Annotated in this window: 15 protein-coding genes; 4 read left to right on the plus strand and 11 right to left on the minus strand. The window is 49.3% G+C overall.

Annotated elements, in window-relative coordinates; all coding sequences use genetic code 11:
• Positions 1-393: 393 nt before the first annotated feature.
• Positions 394-717 (minus strand): stress response translation initiation inhibitor YciH, encoded by a 324-nt coding sequence (gene yciH, locus Q4579_RS12335; RefSeq protein WP_303564617.1) that lies wholly within the window; start codon positions 715-717, stop codon positions 394-396.
• 120 nt (positions 718-837) lie between these two features.
• Here yciH and Q4579_RS12340 point away from each other — a divergent pair, with 120 nt between their 5' ends.
• From Q4579_RS12340 to Q4579_RS12350, 3 genes are all read left to right on the plus strand, one after another.
• A complete protein-coding gene (locus Q4579_RS12340) occupies positions 838-1,449 on the plus strand; it encodes an HAD family phosphatase (protein ID WP_303564619.1) in 612 nt (203 codons plus the stop codon).
• A 107-nt stretch (positions 1,450-1,556) separates the two neighbouring features.
• A complete protein-coding gene (locus tag Q4579_RS12345; RefSeq protein WP_303564621.1) occupies positions 1,557-2,075 on the plus strand; it encodes a RimK/LysX family protein in 519 nt (172 codons plus the stop codon).
• A gap of 110 nt (positions 2,076-2,185) precedes the next feature.
• Positions 2,186-3,154: a tyrosine-type recombinase/integrase gene (locus Q4579_RS12350; RefSeq protein ID WP_303564622.1), complete on the plus strand. Its 969-nt coding sequence runs from the start codon at positions 2,186-2,188 to the stop codon at positions 3,152-3,154.
• A gap of 23 nt (positions 3,155-3,177) precedes the next feature.
• Here the strand turns inward: Q4579_RS12350 and Q4579_RS12355 are convergent, their stop codons facing one another.
• From Q4579_RS12355 to Q4579_RS12370, 4 genes are all read right to left on the minus strand, one after another.
• Positions 3,178-3,807 carry a putative adenosine monophosphate-protein transferase Fic gene (locus Q4579_RS12355; protein WP_303564623.1) on the minus strand — a complete coding sequence of 210 codons (630 nt, stop codon included), beginning with the start codon at positions 3,805-3,807 and terminating at the stop codon, positions 3,178-3,180.
• The gene (locus tag Q4579_RS12360; RefSeq protein ID WP_303564624.1) at positions 3,797-3,976 is read right to left on the minus strand and encodes a YhfG family protein; all 180 of its coding nucleotides are present in this window, start codon (positions 3,974-3,976) and stop codon (positions 3,797-3,799) included. Before Q4579_RS12360 ends, Q4579_RS12355 begins: the two co-directional genes overlap by 11 nt.
• Positions 3,977-4,060: 84 nt before the next feature.
• On the minus strand, positions 4,061-5,059 hold the full coding sequence (locus Q4579_RS12365; protein WP_303564625.1) for a D-alanine--D-alanine ligase: 999 nt from the start codon (positions 5,057-5,059) through the stop codon (positions 4,061-4,063).
• A gap of 240 nt (positions 5,060-5,299) precedes the next feature.
• Positions 5,300-5,944, minus strand: a complete 645-nt coding sequence (locus Q4579_RS12370; RefSeq protein WP_303564627.1) for an SPOR domain-containing protein — start codon at positions 5,942-5,944, stop codon at positions 5,300-5,302.
• A 330-nt stretch (positions 5,945-6,274) separates the two neighbouring features.
• On the opposite strand from Q4579_RS12370, the gene Q4579_RS12375 reads away from it, so the two are divergent.
• Entirely contained in the window at positions 6,275-8,980 is a 2,706-nt protein-coding gene (locus Q4579_RS12375; RefSeq protein ID WP_303564629.1) for a bifunctional acetate--CoA ligase family protein/GNAT family N-acetyltransferase, read from the plus strand.
• A gap of 57 nt (positions 8,981-9,037) precedes the next feature.
• Here Q4579_RS12375 and Q4579_RS12380 read toward each other — a convergent pair whose 3' ends face one another.
• From Q4579_RS12380 to Q4579_RS12405, 6 genes are all read right to left on the minus strand, one after another.
• The gene (locus Q4579_RS12380; protein WP_303564631.1) at positions 9,038-9,934 is read right to left on the minus strand and encodes a LysR family transcriptional regulator; all 897 of its coding nucleotides are present in this window, start codon (positions 9,932-9,934) and stop codon (positions 9,038-9,040) included.
• Between the two features lie 63 nt (positions 9,935-9,997).
• Positions 9,998-11,188: an ABC transporter permease gene (locus Q4579_RS12385; RefSeq protein ID WP_303564633.1), complete on the minus strand. Its 1,191-nt coding sequence runs from the start codon at positions 11,186-11,188 to the stop codon at positions 9,998-10,000.
• Positions 11,185-12,336 (minus strand): ABC transporter permease, encoded by a 1,152-nt coding sequence (locus tag Q4579_RS12390; RefSeq protein ID WP_303564635.1) that lies wholly within the window; start codon positions 12,334-12,336, stop codon positions 11,185-11,187. Before Q4579_RS12390 ends, Q4579_RS12385 begins: the two co-directional genes overlap by 4 nt.
• A gap of 1 nt (position 12,337) precedes the next feature.
• Complete coding sequence (locus Q4579_RS12395; protein WP_303564637.1) at positions 12,338-13,312, minus strand: HlyD family secretion protein; 975 nt, start codon at positions 13,310-13,312, stop codon at positions 12,338-12,340.
• 1 nt (position 13,313) lies between these two features.
• The gene (locus tag Q4579_RS12400) at positions 13,314-14,744 is read right to left on the minus strand and encodes a TolC family protein (protein ID WP_303564638.1); all 1,431 of its coding nucleotides are present in this window, start codon (positions 14,742-14,744) and stop codon (positions 13,314-13,316) included.
• A 175-nt stretch (positions 14,745-14,919) separates the two neighbouring features.
• Positions 14,920-16,197 (minus strand): NRAMP family divalent metal transporter, encoded by a 1,278-nt coding sequence (locus tag Q4579_RS12405; protein ID WP_303564639.1) that lies wholly within the window; start codon positions 16,195-16,197, stop codon positions 14,920-14,922.
• Between the last annotated feature and the right edge of the window lie 328 nt (positions 16,198-16,525).

The raw sequence follows: 16,525 nt of genomic DNA on the forward strand, positions 1-16,525 counted from the left end.
ATACGTTCGTTTGTCTTTATTTATAATTCGCTTGGCGCATAAAACCGGATCAAAATATCACTTTGCCGATGATGCCTGCAACATAGGTCCGGTCTGCATGCGAAACCGTGAATAAGATGCCGTCATGATAGGTGCCATTCAAGCACTGAACATCTTCCGCTGAAGTCACAGAATAATAACGCTCTTGCCTGATTAGGTTGCCGGAAATGGTGCAAATACCGTTAATCGTGAATGAACTATCAGCATAGTGTCGACACGACGATACGCTGACCGCATACTTACTCCCTGTATTGCATAAAAGAAAAACCTGATGGAGCAGACTAAGTTTATGTTTTATCGAAAAAAAGCCCCATCAAATGGGGCATCACTTGTCGCATAAGTTTGCAGCGCGAGTTAACCGCCTGCAAGTTTTACGGTATGGCCTTTTTTCTCAAGTGTCGTTTTCAGCAGGTCGCGCTTGTCGCCCTGGATCTCAATCGTTCCGTCTTTCACGGAACCGCCGCAACCACACACTTTTTTGAGTTCTGCGGCCAGAAGTTTCAGTTCGGTATCATTCATATCAAGCCCGGTGACAATACACACGCCCTTCCCTTTACGGCCTTTCGTCTGTCGCTGGATACGAACGACACCATCTCCTTTTGGCCGCTCTGGTGCTGCCTGCTCTTCTTTGATTCGACCCGTTTCTGTGGAGAAAACTAAACGGCTGTTATCACTCATTGCAAATTGTCCTACTGGCCTGATAGAAAAATGTGACCTGGTCTTCAGGATGAATATAGATGTTTGCGACCAGGCTGAGCCAGAATAATATCAATAAATAGGTACCTAACGGAAACGCATATGATTCGTAATGTAATTTTTGACTTTGGTGGCGTGCTGTTCGAGTGGAACCCGCGAAAGATTGCGGAAACATTCACTCAATCCAGTTATGAGCAAGAGCTTTTGCTAAACAATGTGTTAAAGCATACCGACTGGCTCGATCTGGATCGTGGTACGATGTTTATGGCGGAAGTGATTCCTAAGTTTGCTGCCCGAACCGGTTTTCCTGAAGCTCGCATGGAAGACTTTCTTCATCATATCCAAAACAGTTTGCACCTCATTGAAGAGACAAAAGCGTTGTTGGATGAGCTCATTGAACAAGGTTTTCATGTTTACTATCTCACGAACATGAGCAGTGCCTTCTTTGACACGCTTTACGACAAGCATGATTTTATTGCTGATTTTCATGGTGGCTTGGTTTCTGCCAGAGAACTGCTATTGAAACCAGAACCTGCTATATTCCAACGATTTATAGAAAAATATGAGCTTCGGCCTGAGAGCTGTTTATTCATTGATGATAATACGCCAAATGTTGAAACGGCCAAGCGGCTTGGCATGGCGGCATTTCACTTTACCGCTACTGAGGATTGCTATCGTGACATCCGCTCAATTTTGAGACTGACGCACAATTAGCTGAATCTATGCTTACCAAGTGATGTCTTTAACATTTCTCTGAACAACATTGATTACTAGATAGATAAAGTGGCTACTTTGACGAAGTGGTTTTTCTTGGAGGTTTTGTGAAGAAAGTATTGATTCCATTTATGTTTGTCGTCTGCGCTTTGAACAGCCCTTTCACGACAGCAGAAGAAGGAAAAAGCCGGCCTCAGGAAAAGAAGTCGATTGTTGGGCAAGTTGAAACGATTCAAATCCCGGATTTGGATATGAAGTATCTGGCCAGAATTGATACCGGGGCCAACACCACGTCAATCAATGCTTATGATATCCGTGTCCTAGGTGACAAAAGTGACGATATGCGGGAAAACCTAGGCAATATGGTTGAGTTCACAACTGAAAACGAAAAAGGTGAAAAATCGTCATACAAAGCCAAGATTGTAAAGGTCAGTAAGATTCGAAATGCACAAGGTGTTGAGCGTCGCTACGGTGTAAAAATGGATCTGAGCTGGAATGGTGAACATAAACGTATCACGGTGAACCTGAGAAACCGCAGCAAACTAGAATACAAGCTGCTGATTGGCCGTAACTGGTTGATGGGCGATTATCTGGTTGATGTTGAGAAATCAGACGACGATGATTAACCTACCCGACTGTAAAGCTTTTTTATAGAAAAAGAGATACCGGCTTGATTTATTCGGCCGGTATTTTCTATAGTAGGAGACATCAATAAATCAAGTTATAGTGCGCTAGAATGAAAAAGTTTCCTGCAATACAAGATGAGTCAAAGAAACAAGCAAGTATCCAAAAATTCTCTGTGCCGATCGAGGATGTTGAAGCGTGGCGTATACTGACGCATCAGCAATACTCCGCGAATACACTGCTAGCCTTCAAAAATGACTGGAATCATTTTCTTGAGTTTTGCCTGGAAACAAAAATGGCGCCGCTGCCTGCAGCAGTGAAAACTGTGCACGAATTTATTGATCGGATGGCACAGAAAAGGAAACTCGCCAGCCTGAAGCGTTACATTGTCACTATTGGTTTAGTACACCGCTGTCATGCACTCCCCGACCCTTGTCGGCACACGGAAGTCAGGCTCGTGCTGAACAAGTATCGAATAGAAAAGCAGGATGACTATAAAAATGCTGCCGCCTTTCGGGATGACCATCTTCAGCAATTGCTGGATGTTTTTGCGCTCGCAACCAAACCCAAGGATCTCCGTGATATGGCCATATGGTCAGTGATGTTCGAGGCGATGCTGAAACGTAGCGAGCTGGCAGCTTTAACCGTAGAAGACTTAGAAATCGCCCCGTCTGGATTAATCTCCTTGCTCGTCAAAGAACACCGCATTGAATTGAGCAGCCTGGCCTCGCAAGCACTCCAACGCTGGCTGACCATAGGCAGCCTTGGTGCAGGCATATTGTTCCGTCGCATCGACCGCCATGGAAATATTGGCGATCAGGCATTAGACCATTCATCAATCTATCGTGTCTTCCGCCGTGCTGGCGACGAGCTTGGCATCAGTCACGAGACGATATTTTCTGGACAATCCCCTCGGGTTGGCGCGGTGAAAGATCTCTCCGATGCAGGGGTAACCATCCACGAGATTCAATCTCAGGGGCGCTGGAAAAGCCCTGCCATGCCCGCTCAATACGCGGGTCACAAAGACAAGCATGATACTGAAATTGCCCGGTATGTAAAAAAGAAGCCTTGGGATAGATAAGACAGTGAAAACGAAGCAACCAATCAGCCTGGACTGGAAGCCCATTGTGGCGAGTGTGTATTTTGCATGGGCTGCGTGATTCTTTCGAATAATCGCTCAAGAGGCGTGAGTTCGCCGAAATAGCCTGCTTGATTCGCAGCAACCCACTCTTTCAGGTTGATCCCTTCCCAGCAAATTTCGTAACCGGCATTCAGGGCCAGAATTTCAAAGAAGATGCGTTGTACCCGACCGTTTCCTTCTCTGAAGGGATGAATGACATTCAATTCACAATAATAGTGCGCAACCCGTTGAATGAATCTATCAAAGCTCAATCCACACAGAAAAGCATCTGCTTCTAAAGCCGCAAAAAGCCGTTCTGCTTCACGTTCGATATTGCCAGCATGGCAGAAACGCGTTTGCCCTTTGGTGATGTCTACGCGGCGAATGTGCCCGGCCCATGGGTAGATGTCCTGAAACAGGGTAAAATGAATGGTTTTCAGATAAGTAAGATGAAATTGGTCAAATTTCGGTTCAAAATGTTCTGCTCTGACACGCGTAAAATCACGTTCAGCCAAAGCCAGTTCATCTTCATCCTCAATATTTAATAAATTGATCAGTACTGCAGAATCCGGGTAGCAGTCCGGGTCCTGCTGAACGCCATATTTATCTCGCATAGACCTTTTTCAGCTGTATGATCAGCGCTTCCTCTGACTTATTTGCTGCCTCATCGTTGCCTGTCTCGTCCAGAGCATCCACATCAAAGCCTTCAAGTTTCAGACTCGCCCGATAGTTACGTTGACGCATTGCAATGAAGCGATTCAATTTTTCTTTGCTCGTGGACATAAGGTTCTAATCATTGCTCTCAGTGAGTATTGCAGCCCAAAAGAAAAACGCCAGTCAGGCTGGCGTTTTCATGGAGACATCCCGTTAAGCTTGAACAGCTTTCCGAATTGCTTTTTCAAGATAATCGGAAAAACTGTGGCCGTAATGTGCCAGCATTTGCGGGAACATGGAGATAGGCGTCATCCCAGGGAAAGTATTGATTTCATTCAGCAGAATGTCGCCATCCTCACTCAGGAAAAAATCAATTCGGGACAAATCTTTCAGTTTCAGATGCACAAAAGCTTTTTCAGCATAAGTTCTGATTTGCTTCACTTGCTCATCAGAAAGATTCAATGCTTCAACCTGCGTAGTCGAATGGCTTTCCGTACTGTATTTTTCTTCGTATGAATAGAATTTGCCTTCCGGACAGGTGACTTCGCCAGGATTGGTAATGACTAACGCATCACCGTATTGATATGCGGCGACTTCCAATTCGCGAGGCTTGATCGTTTTTTCAACTAAGACCTGATCAGAGAAGGTGAAGGCTTGCTTAATCGCAGTTTTCAGGCTGGCTTCGTCCGTTGCGCGGTAGCATCCCACAGAAGATCCCTGACACGCTGCTTTAACAAACACACTTCCCCAGCGATTCAGAGCATCTTGCGCACTCGCCAGCGATGCTTCAGATTGCTCGCTTAAAAAAACATAAGGCGTATTGGGAATGCCCAGTGCGTCAAACCAGAGTTTAGAGGTTATTTTATTGAAACAGTTGGTACTGGCTTGCGGACCACAACCAAAATAAGGTAATCCTGCCAGTTCTAACATTGACTGCAAGTCGCCGGTTTCACCTGGATAGCCGTGTACGCAAGGAATAACATAATCTACCGATAACTTCTGGCCACTTTCGGATTGAAGGGTTCGGTCAAGGTTCAGTTGCCAACGTTGTTGATCGTTATCGAACCAGCCGTTCTGCTTCATTTCAATACGAATGTACTCAATCCCATCAAGCGATTGCAGATTTTGCTCAACAAAGTTCGCGGACACTAAAGACACTTCGTGTTCAGCACCACCGCCACCACAAAGAAGTAATACCTGGATTGGATTCATTTTGATCCCTTGTAAACACTGTCTGCCGGCATCAGGCCATCAGATCGAAAACTTGTGTGCACTGCCGAGATGAGCCAGATGTCATCAGAATTCTACAGAAAGCGTCGGCAGGCCTGGAGGCATCAACTATTGCATCTTATCAATCTGGCATCAAGCGGTACGCCGGATTCACAGGGCTGAAATCGGCTAATGATACAAAAAATAAGCTCCCCGGTCAGGAGAGCTGTATTTTGTCAATTTTCAGTAAACTTTTGTCAGCTTCGGTTCTGCGGACTGATGGATTTTTGCCATGCTGCGAACAAAGGGACCAAAAGACTGGATATCACTAGGCAAGGCTTTTATCGCGGCTTGAGCTTCCTGCACCGTGTCGAAATGACCATAGAGCAAGGTATACCATGGCTTTTCCTGATAGGTTTTCTGGTTCACCCAAACCGGTTGCTCTCCGGGTAGTTTGGCAACATAAGGTGCAAAGCCATTGTTTTTACTCAGACCAAGCACCTGAACGGTAAAACCAGTAATCGGCTCTGACGCATATTCGTAAGTGGGCTTCTGAGGTGCTGCCGACGCCATTTCAGGCATGGCTTCCTGCTGAACTTCAACCTGTTTTTTCTGAGCCATTGCCGGTGTGTCTACCGGGGCAATTTCCTGCTCAGGCGGTACCACTTCATCGGTGACCGCAATGTCACCTGAGCGTAGTGGTTCAATGGGTTCTTCGGCATACTCAACCGACATGGGTTCCGGTTCGATTTGCTGCTGTGCCAAGGCAGCCTGCTCCTGATCTTCCAGTGAAGGAACGACGGCGCCGTTGATTGTTTGACGTTCGTTATCCAGTGCGCAGCCTGCTAAAGCTGAAGTAATTGCAACCATTAAGGCAAGTTTTTTCATTCTCATCGTGCCTGATTTATTTGTCTTGAAAAGATTCTGCACCCCGACCTGACGCCAATCAAGCCTGTGTCTCTGAATGAGCGCTAATATTGGCGTTGTGTCACAGGATCAAAGTTACCTCAATCATAGGTTGATTTTTGTTACGAATTCCAGTTTTTAATCCATTGGGTCCAACAAAAAAATACAATGATGCAGGTCTGAACCTGCTGACGGAAACAAACAATTCCGGATGTTTTCCAGTACACTCACAGCAGCAAAGCACAAAACTGAAGTACATTTGCCTGCAATCAGACCACCAATCGCCTACAGAACGCTGAGAGAATGAACGCAATGAAAGGACTTGAATCACTGCTCAAACCACGCTCCGTGGCCGTCATTGGTGCCTCTGATAACCCAAAACGGGCTGGCTACGTGGTGATGAAAAACCTGCTTTCCGGTAATTTTAACGGTCCGATCATGCCTGTGACCCCAAAGTATGATGCGGTCGCAGGTGTGCTGGCTTATCCCGATATCAACAGTCTTCCCCGGATTCCGGATCTCGCGATTTTATGTACGCAGGGCCACCGCAATGCCACCATCATTGATCAGTTAGGCCGTAAAGGCGTCAAACTGGCGATTGTTCTGGCCGCCGGCATGAATGTGGTTCTCAATGGTGACGGCGTCACGGAAGATGTTCGGATGCATGAGGTTGCGAAACAATACGGGATGCGGCTCATTGGGCCGAACAGCATGGGCATGATTCTTCCCTGGCATCACCTGAACGCCTCTTTTTCTCCGATTTCGGCCAACAAAGGCAATATTGCCTTTGTGTCTCAGTCTGCTGCGGTGTGTACCACCATTCTAGATTGGGCCAAAAATAAAGGGATCGGATTCTCGACCTTTATCTCACTCGGAGATACCTGTGATATCAGTTTTGATGAGCTGCTCGATACCCTGAGCCGCGACAGCAAAACACAGGCAATTCTGCTTTATATCGACTCCATCCGCGATGCCAGACGCTTTATGTCGGCGGCCCGTGCGGCAGCCCGTAATCGCCGGATTCTGGTGCTCAAAAGTGGCCGTACGAAAATCGGCAGTGCAGCTGCACATCTGCATACCGGGGGAGAAATTGGATTAGATGCAGTTTATGACGCCGCGATCCGGCGCTCGGGGATGCTGCGTGTCCATAACACCCATGATTTGTTCGCTGCTGTAGAAACACTGGCACATGCTGTCCCGCTTCGCGGTGAACGGCTTGCGATTTTGACCAACGGCGGCGGACCGGCAATTATGGCGGTCGATGCCTTAACAGAACGTGGCGGAAAACTGGCGACCTTAAGTCAGGAGACGATCGACAAATTATCCCGTGTTTTACCGGCCAGCTGGTCACAATCCAACCCGATTGATATCGTCGGCGATGCGGACATCACCCGCTATGAAGCCGCCACAAAAATCCTGCTCGACAGTGATGACTTTGACGCCCTGCTGATCATGCATTCTCCTTCCGCTATCGCGCCGAGTAAAGAAACGGCAGAGCACCTGGTGCAGGTTCTGAAACAACACCCGAGAACAATCCACTTCAATATTCTGAGTAACTGGGCGGGCGAGAATCAGGCACAAAAAGCCCGGCAAGTTTTTACGCAGGCTGGATTTCCGGCATACCGGACTCCGGAAAGCGCGGTCACTGCGTTCATGCACTTGGTGGAATACCGCCGTAACCAGAAACAGTTGATGGAAACGCCCTCTTCTTTCGGGGAAATACAAAGCCATCCGGAGCGCGTCCATCAATTACTTGATCAGCTGCTGGCACAGCAGATTGATCATCTCGAAACCCATGAAGTCCGCCCGTTACTGGAAAACTACGGTTTTCAGACGCTCCCCACTTGGATCGCTTCCGACCCGGCTGAAGCGGCACATATCGCGGAACAAATCGGCTATCCGGTTGCAGTCAAGCTGCGTTCGCCGGATATTCGCCACAAATCTGAAGTGCATGGCGTGATGCTGCACCTGAGAACGGCGGCGGAAGTTGCGAATGCATCTCAGGCGATTCTGGATCGGGTCTCACTCAATTACCCGAAAGCACGCATCGAAGGACTTCTGGTGCAACGCATGGCAAACCGGGCAGGTGCTCAGGAATTACGGATTGCCGTTCATACCGACCCCGTATTTGGGCCTGTGATTTTGATTGGAGATGAGGCCGCCGAATGGGACATTCATCGTGATGCCGCGGTCGCAATCCCGCCGCTGAACATGGCTCTGGCCCGATATCTGGTCATCAATGCTTTGAAAACCGGTAAAATCAAACAACGGAGTTTACCGGATCGATTAGACATTCCCGCGCTGTGTAAGCTGCTGGTCAAGCTGTCTCAGCTCATCATTGACTGCCCTGAAATCACCGAGCTTGATATTCACCCACTGCTGGCCGCAGGCGAAGAAATGACGGTGATTGATGCGTCCATGGCGATCCGCCCATTTTCCGGAGACACACAACAACGCCTCGCGATTCGCCCTTATCCGAAAGAGCTGGAATTACTGACCGCCCTCAAAGACCGGACGCCTGTATTACTGCGCCCCATTCGGCCGGAGGATGAACCGAAGCACAAAGCCTTTATTGCCCGGGTATCCCACGATGATTTGTACAACCGGTTCTTTTCTGAAGTCGGTGAATTCAATCACGAAGCTTTAGCCAATCTGACCCAGATCGATTACGACCGGGAAATGGCTTATATCGCGGTACAACTGGACCCGGATACTCATGAAGAAACCGACATTCTTGGCGTGAGCCGCGCAGTTTCAGACCCGACCAATGAAGAAGCCGAGTTCGCCGTGTTAGTCCGTTCAGATCTGAAGGGGCAAGGCTTGGGAAGTATGCTGCTCAATACCATCATTCAGTATTGCAGGCAGCGTGGCATTCTCCGCTTAACCGGAATCACCATGCCAACGAATCAGGGGATGCTGGCTCTGGCCAGAAAAAGCGGTTTTCAGGTGGCGATTCATTTTGAAGATCAGACCGCAGAGCTCTTGTTGCCGCTTCAGACGGAGACTGAACAAATCTAGCCGATTGGTATTGAAAATCAGCACGCAGGCTCAGTAAGAACCTGCGTGCTTGGCGAATCACTGATGAAGGTGCTTTTTCCAAAGCTGTTCTAACTGCTGAATGGCCCAGGATTTAGCTTTACCCATACGGCTTCGGTTCCAGGCCAGCACCAGTTCAAACTCATGAACCGGATCATCCCCAATCATGACCAGTGACCCCTTCGCCAGATCGTCCTGAATCAAATCACTCGGAATGGTTGCAATGCCCAATCCAGCACGCAACGCAATCAACTTGTCATGCATACTGGAAACCGTTAATAACGGCTGCTCTTCAAGAATATTACGCGTAATCGGAGGCAGGTTTCTCGCCGTATCGGCCACCGCGATTCCCCGATATTGCTGGCGAACAGCCGGATCGAGCGGATCTTTATGACGGTGAATTGGATTATCCGGATGCGCGACCCAGACAATATCCATTTTACCCAACGGCTGAATTTTCACTTCAGGCGGTGCCACACTGGGTGCCGGAGCGATCAGAATATCCGCCCTGTCCTGTGCCAGAGCTTCCCAACACCCCGCCAGAATTTCTTCACTGAATTTCACGCGGGTTTTACTTTTCTGACCCAGCGCTTCAACGATGGGGAACATCCAATCCAGCCGCACTAAACCGTCATAGGCGATGGTCAGTTCCAGCTCCCACCCGTGCGCCAGTGCGGTTGCATCCGAAACCATTTCATCCGCAGCAGTTAACAGCAGCCGCCCTCGTTCCAGCAGTAACCGACCCGCTTTGGTAAATACAGCTTTATGCCCGGAGCGGTCAAAGATCACCAGATCTAAATCCTGCTCCAGCTTTTGCACCTGATAACTCAGGGAAGAAGGTGCACGCCCTAGCTCCTCAGAGGCAGCAGCAAAACTCCCCCGGCGTTCAATCGCATCCAGGACCATCAGTGCTTCAAAGGATAATAACCGGTTCAAATTTCTTTCCCTGACATTCAGCATAAACGAAGGTGTTGTTTTAACACAGTCCCTGTCTGTTGCCTATTCAACTCTGTTTTCGATTGCACTGGCGGAAGAATGTCTTTGCTGTAGTTTTTGCTTTCTCAGCATCAGGCCCAGCGCGATACAGAGATAAAGTCCGGCAAGGCCCCAGAGATGTATCCACCAATGACCGACCTGCGCAAAACTGGCACCCATTTGATTGAGCCTCAGAAAACCATTGATCGCTGGTGTCGAAGGAAACCACTGTGCCAGCCAGTTCACGGGCTCAGGCAACGCAGAAACCGGCCAAACAAACCCGGCAGAAAATACCAAAGGCAAAGAACTCAACAACACAATGACTGTGACCAGTTCTTTTCGGGGAACCAATTCACCAAGCACAATCCCCAGCAATGTCACCGCCACGAGGAAAGGAAGCGTCATGGCAATCAAATCACCGATCTGTGCCAGACGACTGATGCCATAAGATTCGAAACTCAGGCCAAAGTAATACGCTGTCAGGGGGAGGTAGATCAACGTAAACCATGACACCCGAACCATGATCATCTTCCAGGGCGCATAAGCCATGGTGTACGGGATCTCTCCACGCTGGCGTGATTCCTGATGGGCGGCTCCAACCAATGCTGAACCGATCAGCAAAGTCTGATGCAGGATCAGAACAAAGACCGCAGGAACGATGTAATTGATATACCCCATTGTCGGATTGAACACCGGCAACATATTCAGTTTGAGAGGCGCATACTGTTCGCTTGCAAGGGTCAGATTGTTCCCCGCTGCGACCATACGGACAACTTTCGCTTTGGCACTGAGCGTACCTGTTGCTGTCGCCAGCCCTTCCACAACCGTACCATAGACCAGAAACAAAGCTGCATCCCCGGCAAAAGCCACCGTTGGACTTGTGCCCAGTAACAGATCCCGGTAGAAATGCTCCGGAATGACCAGCATCCCCTGCACCTCCTGATTGAGCAGCCATTGTTTCGCTTCATCCAGGCTGGATGCCGTTCGCATCACCTGAACCTGAGGGGTTGCATCCACCATCCGCACCAATTCGCGGCTCATAGCGCTGTTATCTAAGTTCACAACAGCAATGTGCTGTTCACGGGGTAACTGATTCGCATACGGCAGCGGATAAATCAACGAGTAGATCAACACGCCGCCGAAAACCGTAAAGAGAATCGCCGGATTGGTAAAAATCGCTTTGAATTCGTGGAGTACTAATTCACGCCAGCTCATCCCAGAACCTCCTGTTGCTTCCGCCGCCAGGACTGCATCCGCAGAATCCCAAGCGCAAAAGCCACAACAAAACACATTAAGGCAAACATCTGGGGCATGGCCTGTTGCAGATGATTGCCATAATCGACCTGCTGCACCTGAATCTCAATGTAATGAGTTACGGGTAGTAACGCACGCCATACTGCCGCAAGAACCGGCATATCCGTCGCTGGAAATGTAATCCCCATAAAGGCAAATGCAGGTGCCGTAAATCCGGCGACCAGACTCATGGTGCGGGTTGCATCCAGGGTCAGGAAAAACAACATCGTCCCCATACTGAGGCAGGCAAACACCATCAAGATCTGAGCAAGCAGCAAGATGCCCCAGCTGCCATGCATCGGCCAGCCGAGCAGACCATACAGACCCCACAAGAACAGGATGCCCTGAATCAGGTAAAGCACGCCATAGACCGCCAGTTTGGCGCATAACTGCTGTACGGGCTGTTGATTGAGCCAGACGTGTAATCCCTGCCGGCGCTGTTCAGCCGCCAGTGCTAAAACCGTGGTTGCGATCATAAAAATCTGCCACATCGCCGGGATCGCCGCGGAAACCAGAAACTGACCATAATGAGCGTTACTGTTGAATAATGGCGTAATCTGATTGCGAATCGGCAACGCCTGTCCGAGTGCCTGAATCGGGACAGCGGTGCCGCTGGCCATGTGTTTCAGGGCATCAATACCTGCGGTATAGGTTGTCTGAGCTGAGACAAAAGCACTGTTGACCAGTTTGGCGATCAGGATAAATTGCGTGTTATAAAACACAGTCACGGTTGGCGACTGCCCCCGAAATGTCTCGGCTTCCATGGATTCAGGGATGATGGCCAGCGCATAGATCTCGCCATGACGCAGTAAAGCCGATCCCTCTTCCACACTGTTCAGTTGCCGGGCAACAGACAGGGTCGGACTGGCATCGTAGTATCGGACTAATCCTCTGGATAAGCGGCTTTGATCCAGATCGACCACGCCGACAGGAAGATCCCGGGCGATCCCGTAAGAAAAAATCCACCACATCAGCACAAACAATGCAGCCGGTAAGAAAAACAGCATGGCTTTCAGCCAGGGCTCCTGCCTGATGATGCTGCATTCACGTTTTATTGCGGTCAGCCACATATCACTCCACCAGCACACTCATGCCCACACGTAAGCCATCAATGGGCTGTATTGGTCGGGCTTCGACCTCAAACGTCCGCATATCGAATCCTTGCTGCGCATCGGTGGTCCGCCAGGTTGCAAAATCCCCCATCACAGAGAGATGCGTCACCTGAAACTTGTATTGCGTCTCACCCAATGCAGGGATCTTTGCTTCAAACAGGCTGCCTTTGGCGAAATCTTTCAGCCTGTCTTCACGAACATGAAACACCGACCAGGCATCATCCATATCCACAATGCTCACCACGGGAAACCCCTGTGGCGCCAGTTCACCATCATGCAGGAGAATCTGACTGACTTCACCGTTATGCCAGCTGGAAATTTTGGTATCCGCAGCATAGGCTTCCACTTCGGCAACCGCACCCGCGGCCATCCGTTCTTTTTCCTGTGCAGCGCGTTTGGTTTCTTCCCGCGCACCTTCTTTGGCCATTTCATACATCTGGTAAGCGGCCTGCTCTGTATAGCGGGAAGCCTGCCATTGTGTGTAGGCTTCATCACGTTTCTGCTCGGCAACTACGCCCTCGCGGTAAAGGTTGTTGATACGGCGATACGTTTTTTCGCTCAGGGTCGATGCTGCCTTGGCTTTCTGCCACTGATCCTGCGCGGCGGCAATTTCCTGCGCACGCGCACCATTGGACGCTTCATCCGCCAAAGCTCCGGCGGCCTGCTGACTGGCTTTTGCCTGTTCCAGTTTGGCGTCAATTTCCGGGCTGAGAAGTGTGAAGATCAACTGGCCTTCACGAACTTTATCGCCTTTACGGACCAGAACCTGATCAATCCGCCCGGCAACTTTCGACGAGATATTATATTGCTGCGCTTCAATCTGCCCTTGCAAACGTACAGGCAGAGGCTGATAAGCCGCCCAAAACCGATAACCCAGCCAGCCTGTCAGTGCAATGGCAGGCACAATCACTGCCAGCGTTTTCAACTTACTCATTTCAGTTAACCTTAAGTCCTTTGTAATTTTCATAATTGTCAAAAGCGTTAATGTCGCCACTGACGGCCAGTAACTTGGATAAAGCGATGACATAGTGATAGGACGCAGCCACTCGCTGCGTTCTCACACTGGCCAGATAGAGCTCCGCATCCACCACATCCAGAGATGTTGAAAGCCCCTGACTGAATGCTTTTTCACGCAAGGCAACACTTTCCTCCGCCAGCGCAATACTGGAAGCCAGACCTTCATACTCTTCCAGTGCCTGAGAGGCCTCGCGGTAGGTTTTCTCAACCAACACACTCAGATCCTGTTCAGCCTGAGCCCGCAGATAATTCACCTGAGTCATCGCACTGTGCGCAGCTTTCACTTTGTCGGAACGGCCAGAGCTGTCGAATAATGGAATACTGACGCCCACACCAACGGCCCAGTCCGGTGCGGTTTTGGCCGCCAATGTATCCTGCTCATAAAGGTTGTAATTGCCGTACAGGAAAACTTCCGGGTAGTACTTCCCTTTCTCCGCATCCAGCAAGCCGCTTGCCTGCGTTTGTTTGGCATCCAGAATGTGTAAGCCCGGATATTCTGTCAGCGTCTTGTTCAGGAAGCTCGACATTGGAGGCAAGTCTTCATTTACAAACAAGCCCGTGGAAGGCAAAGCAGGGGTTTGTAATTTCAGTAACCGGGTGAGCGCGACCTGTGCAATTTCCAGATCCCGCTGTGCTTTCAGACGCTCGACGCGTGCTTTGTCGTAAGAAGACTGGGCCTGAAGCCGCTCAACCTTGGCGATCTGGCCCTGCGCTTCCATCTTGAGCGCATTCTGATAATGCTTTTCCAGCCCTTTCTCTGCGTCCTGCCTGGTTTTCAGGACCTGCTCGGCCAGCACAACACCAAAGTAGTAAGTCGATAAATCTTCAAATTTGGCATGCTCTTTCATTTCGAGCATGTACTTTGCTTCCTGTGTTTTCCCCTTGGCAATATCCTGCGCGGCCATAATCCGTCCGCCCATGAAGATTGGCCAAACGGCCCGAACTGAGCTGGTCAGGATATCGCGATCGGTTAATCGGGAGGTGAACATTTTGTCGAGCTGTGCCGGATTCACGCCGATTGTCTGAGCCAGACCAGCCAGCTGAGCCGACTGATTTTTTCCGGCTGGTGTGCTGGCAATGATGTCTGATGGCGCGATTTCAATCGGATCGTCCAGATAGGTATAGTTTGCGGAAACTGAAACTCTGGGCAGCGACATGGCACGCGATGCCTGCTGAAGATGAGCAGCCCTGTCCAGATTGCTTTTTTCTGCGGCGAGTTCATCGCTATGATTCTGAACCATCTGCCAGGCATCGTCAAAGCTGACTGTTGCTGCCTGCGCCTGAAAACAAATCGTGCTAATGAAGAATGCCAGAGAGAGCGGTTTAGCCATGGATGGCCTGATTTTCATTTTTTTGTCCTTGTGACCTCAAAATCGGCTGCAATCATTCTAGAGTAATTGCTCTATACCGCAAGCTTTCTTCACATTCTTTCTGAGAATATCGATATCAAGCTGCTGTTTTAAAAGCATAACAAAGAAAAAAGCCCTCAGTTGAGGGCTCCGATGTTTTCGTGTTTTTTGGGGATTACATCAACCATTTCCACCAGATAAATGCGACAAGAAAACCATATAAATAAACTAACCCTGCCCACGACAGCCATTTCATACCGCTGGAGAACTGAAGATCGTCCGGCAGTTCAGTCCGCGTGACCAACCGGTAATTCAGATAGGCAAAAACCGGGGTCGTCATGAAGGCCAGCACCATGGCAAAATCCATCATCGGCATCAGCGCTGAAGTGAAGAACAGAATAATCCCCATGGCACACAGGCTGACCAGAATCATCCAGCCATTGATATACTTTGTCTGACCCAGTGTTTTTTTCTGAATCAACAGCTGTGTTTCAGCCAGTGCGCGGGAATAACCGTCGATCACCGTAATCGTACTGCCAAAAATACAGAAAAATGCGATCACTGCGATCAAGTAGCGGGACCACTCCCCGATTGTGGAGGCATACATACTGACCAGTTGATGTGAGAAACCAATTCCAGACGCTTTCAGTTCTGTCCCAGTGCCATACAGCACCAGAGCACCCAGTGACAGAAACACAATCGCCAGCACCGCAGTGCCAATATAACCGACATTAAAATCGAAAATCGCCGAGCGCGTCGTGACTGTCTGTTGCTTCCGCTGACTTTTCAGCCAGAGCGATGTCAGGCAAGAAATTTCAATCGGTGCCGGCATCCAACCCATCATCACCACGATGAAACCAAATGATGCCAGGGTCCAGGCCGACGGACCTTCATAACTCGCTGAAGCGGCACTGCCATTTCCTGCTGCAATCACCACAGCAGAAATCGTGGCAATCACCAGCACCGACATGATGACCTTCGACAATCCATCCAACGCTTTGTAATGACCGGCCATCAGAATGATCAGGCACGCTGCCAGCACAATCGCAGACAAGACAGAAAGTGGCAGATTCCCCGGCATGAAGTATCCCAGCAGGCTGGCACTAAACAGCAGCAGCGCCGCTGTATTCACAACCGCCGAAATCAGGTTTAATGCGGCAAACACCCAAAGGTAACCGCGGCCCATGTCATCATAGCCTTCGACTAAACTTTTCCCGGTTCCCATGGTGAACTGGATGCCTGCACGGAAAAATGGATATTTAAAGAGGTTCACCAGCAGGATGATGGCTGCAAGTTGCCATCCATAAATGGCCCCGGCTTTCGTTGAGGCGACCAGATGCGACCCACCAACCGCCGCAGAAGCCATCATAATGCCCGGCCCCAGAGATTTGATCAGTTGCTTGAAACCACTTTGCTGCTGAGACTGTGGCGAGAGAGATGCAGTATCTGACATTCGAATACGTCCTGTATTGTTTCTTATAGTAATGCGCTTCTTTGTCTCAGGTTTAAATTATTTATGCAATCCCCTCAATATCCGCCATTCAGTCGATTTCACTGCTTCAAATACTGATAAAGCACATTGCACTGCATTCAATAACAGAGGCATCAATAAATCGTAGAGATGTTGTCAAAAAAACGATAAAAAATATTCCCGAGAAGGATGTATTCTTCAGTTCTTCTGCGTTTCAGACTTAAACCGTCATCGCTCACTGTAAAAATAGTGACACCACAGCGCAAATTTCTCTCCTGCACTGACACTTAAGATTATGCTTATAAAGAAA

Origin of the sequence: Photobacterium sp. 1_MG-2023, assembly GCF_030547945.1 — a bacterium.
Lineage (GTDB): Bacteria > Pseudomonadota > Gammaproteobacteria > Enterobacterales > Vibrionaceae > Photobacterium.

What these genes read in the sequence shown, in the direction of transcription:
- Q4579_RS12375 (WP_303564629.1), top strand. Translation starts at nt 6,275, where the DNA reads ATGAAAGGACTTGAATCACTGCTCAAACCACGCTCCGTGGCCGTCATT.
- Q4579_RS12340 (WP_303564619.1), top strand. Translation starts at nt 838, where the DNA reads ATGATTCGTAATGTAATTTTTGACTTTGGTGGCGTGCTGTTCGAGTGG.
- yciH (WP_303564617.1), bottom strand. Translation starts at nt 717, where the DNA reads ATGAGTGATAACAGCCGTTTAGTTTTCTCCACAGAAACGGGTCGAATC.
- Q4579_RS12350 (WP_303564622.1), top strand. Translation starts at nt 2,186, where the DNA reads ATGAAAAAGTTTCCTGCAATACAAGATGAGTCAAAGAAACAAGCAAGT.
- Q4579_RS12365 (WP_303564625.1), bottom strand. Translation starts at nt 5,059, where the DNA reads ATGAATCCAATCCAGGTATTACTTCTTTGTGGTGGCGGTGGTGCTGAA.
- Q4579_RS12370 (WP_303564627.1), bottom strand. Translation starts at nt 5,944, where the DNA reads ATGAAAAAACTTGCCTTAATGGTTGCAATTACTTCAGCTTTAGCAGGC.
- Q4579_RS12390 (WP_303564635.1), bottom strand. Translation starts at nt 12,336, where the DNA reads ATGTGGCTGACCGCAATAAAACGTGAATGCAGCATCATCAGGCAGGAG.
- Q4579_RS12395 (WP_303564637.1), bottom strand. Translation starts at nt 13,312, where the DNA reads ATGAGTAAGTTGAAAACGCTGGCAGTGATTGTGCCTGCCATTGCACTG.
- Q4579_RS12360 (WP_303564624.1), bottom strand. Translation starts at nt 3,976, where the DNA reads ATGTCCACGAGCAAAGAAAAATTGAATCGCTTCATTGCAATGCGTCAA.
- Q4579_RS12400 (WP_303564638.1), bottom strand. Translation starts at nt 14,744, where the DNA reads ATGAAAATCAGGCCATCCATGGCTAAACCGCTCTCTCTGGCATTCTTC.
- Q4579_RS12355 (WP_303564623.1), bottom strand. Translation starts at nt 3,807, where the DNA reads ATGCGAGATAAATATGGCGTTCAGCAGGACCCGGACTGCTACCCGGAT.
- Q4579_RS12385 (WP_303564633.1), bottom strand. Translation starts at nt 11,188, where the DNA reads ATGAGCTGGCGTGAATTAGTACTCCACGAATTCAAAGCGATTTTTACC.
- Q4579_RS12405 (WP_303564639.1), bottom strand. Translation starts at nt 16,197, where the DNA reads ATGTCAGATACTGCATCTCTCTCGCCACAGTCTCAGCAGCAAAGTGGT.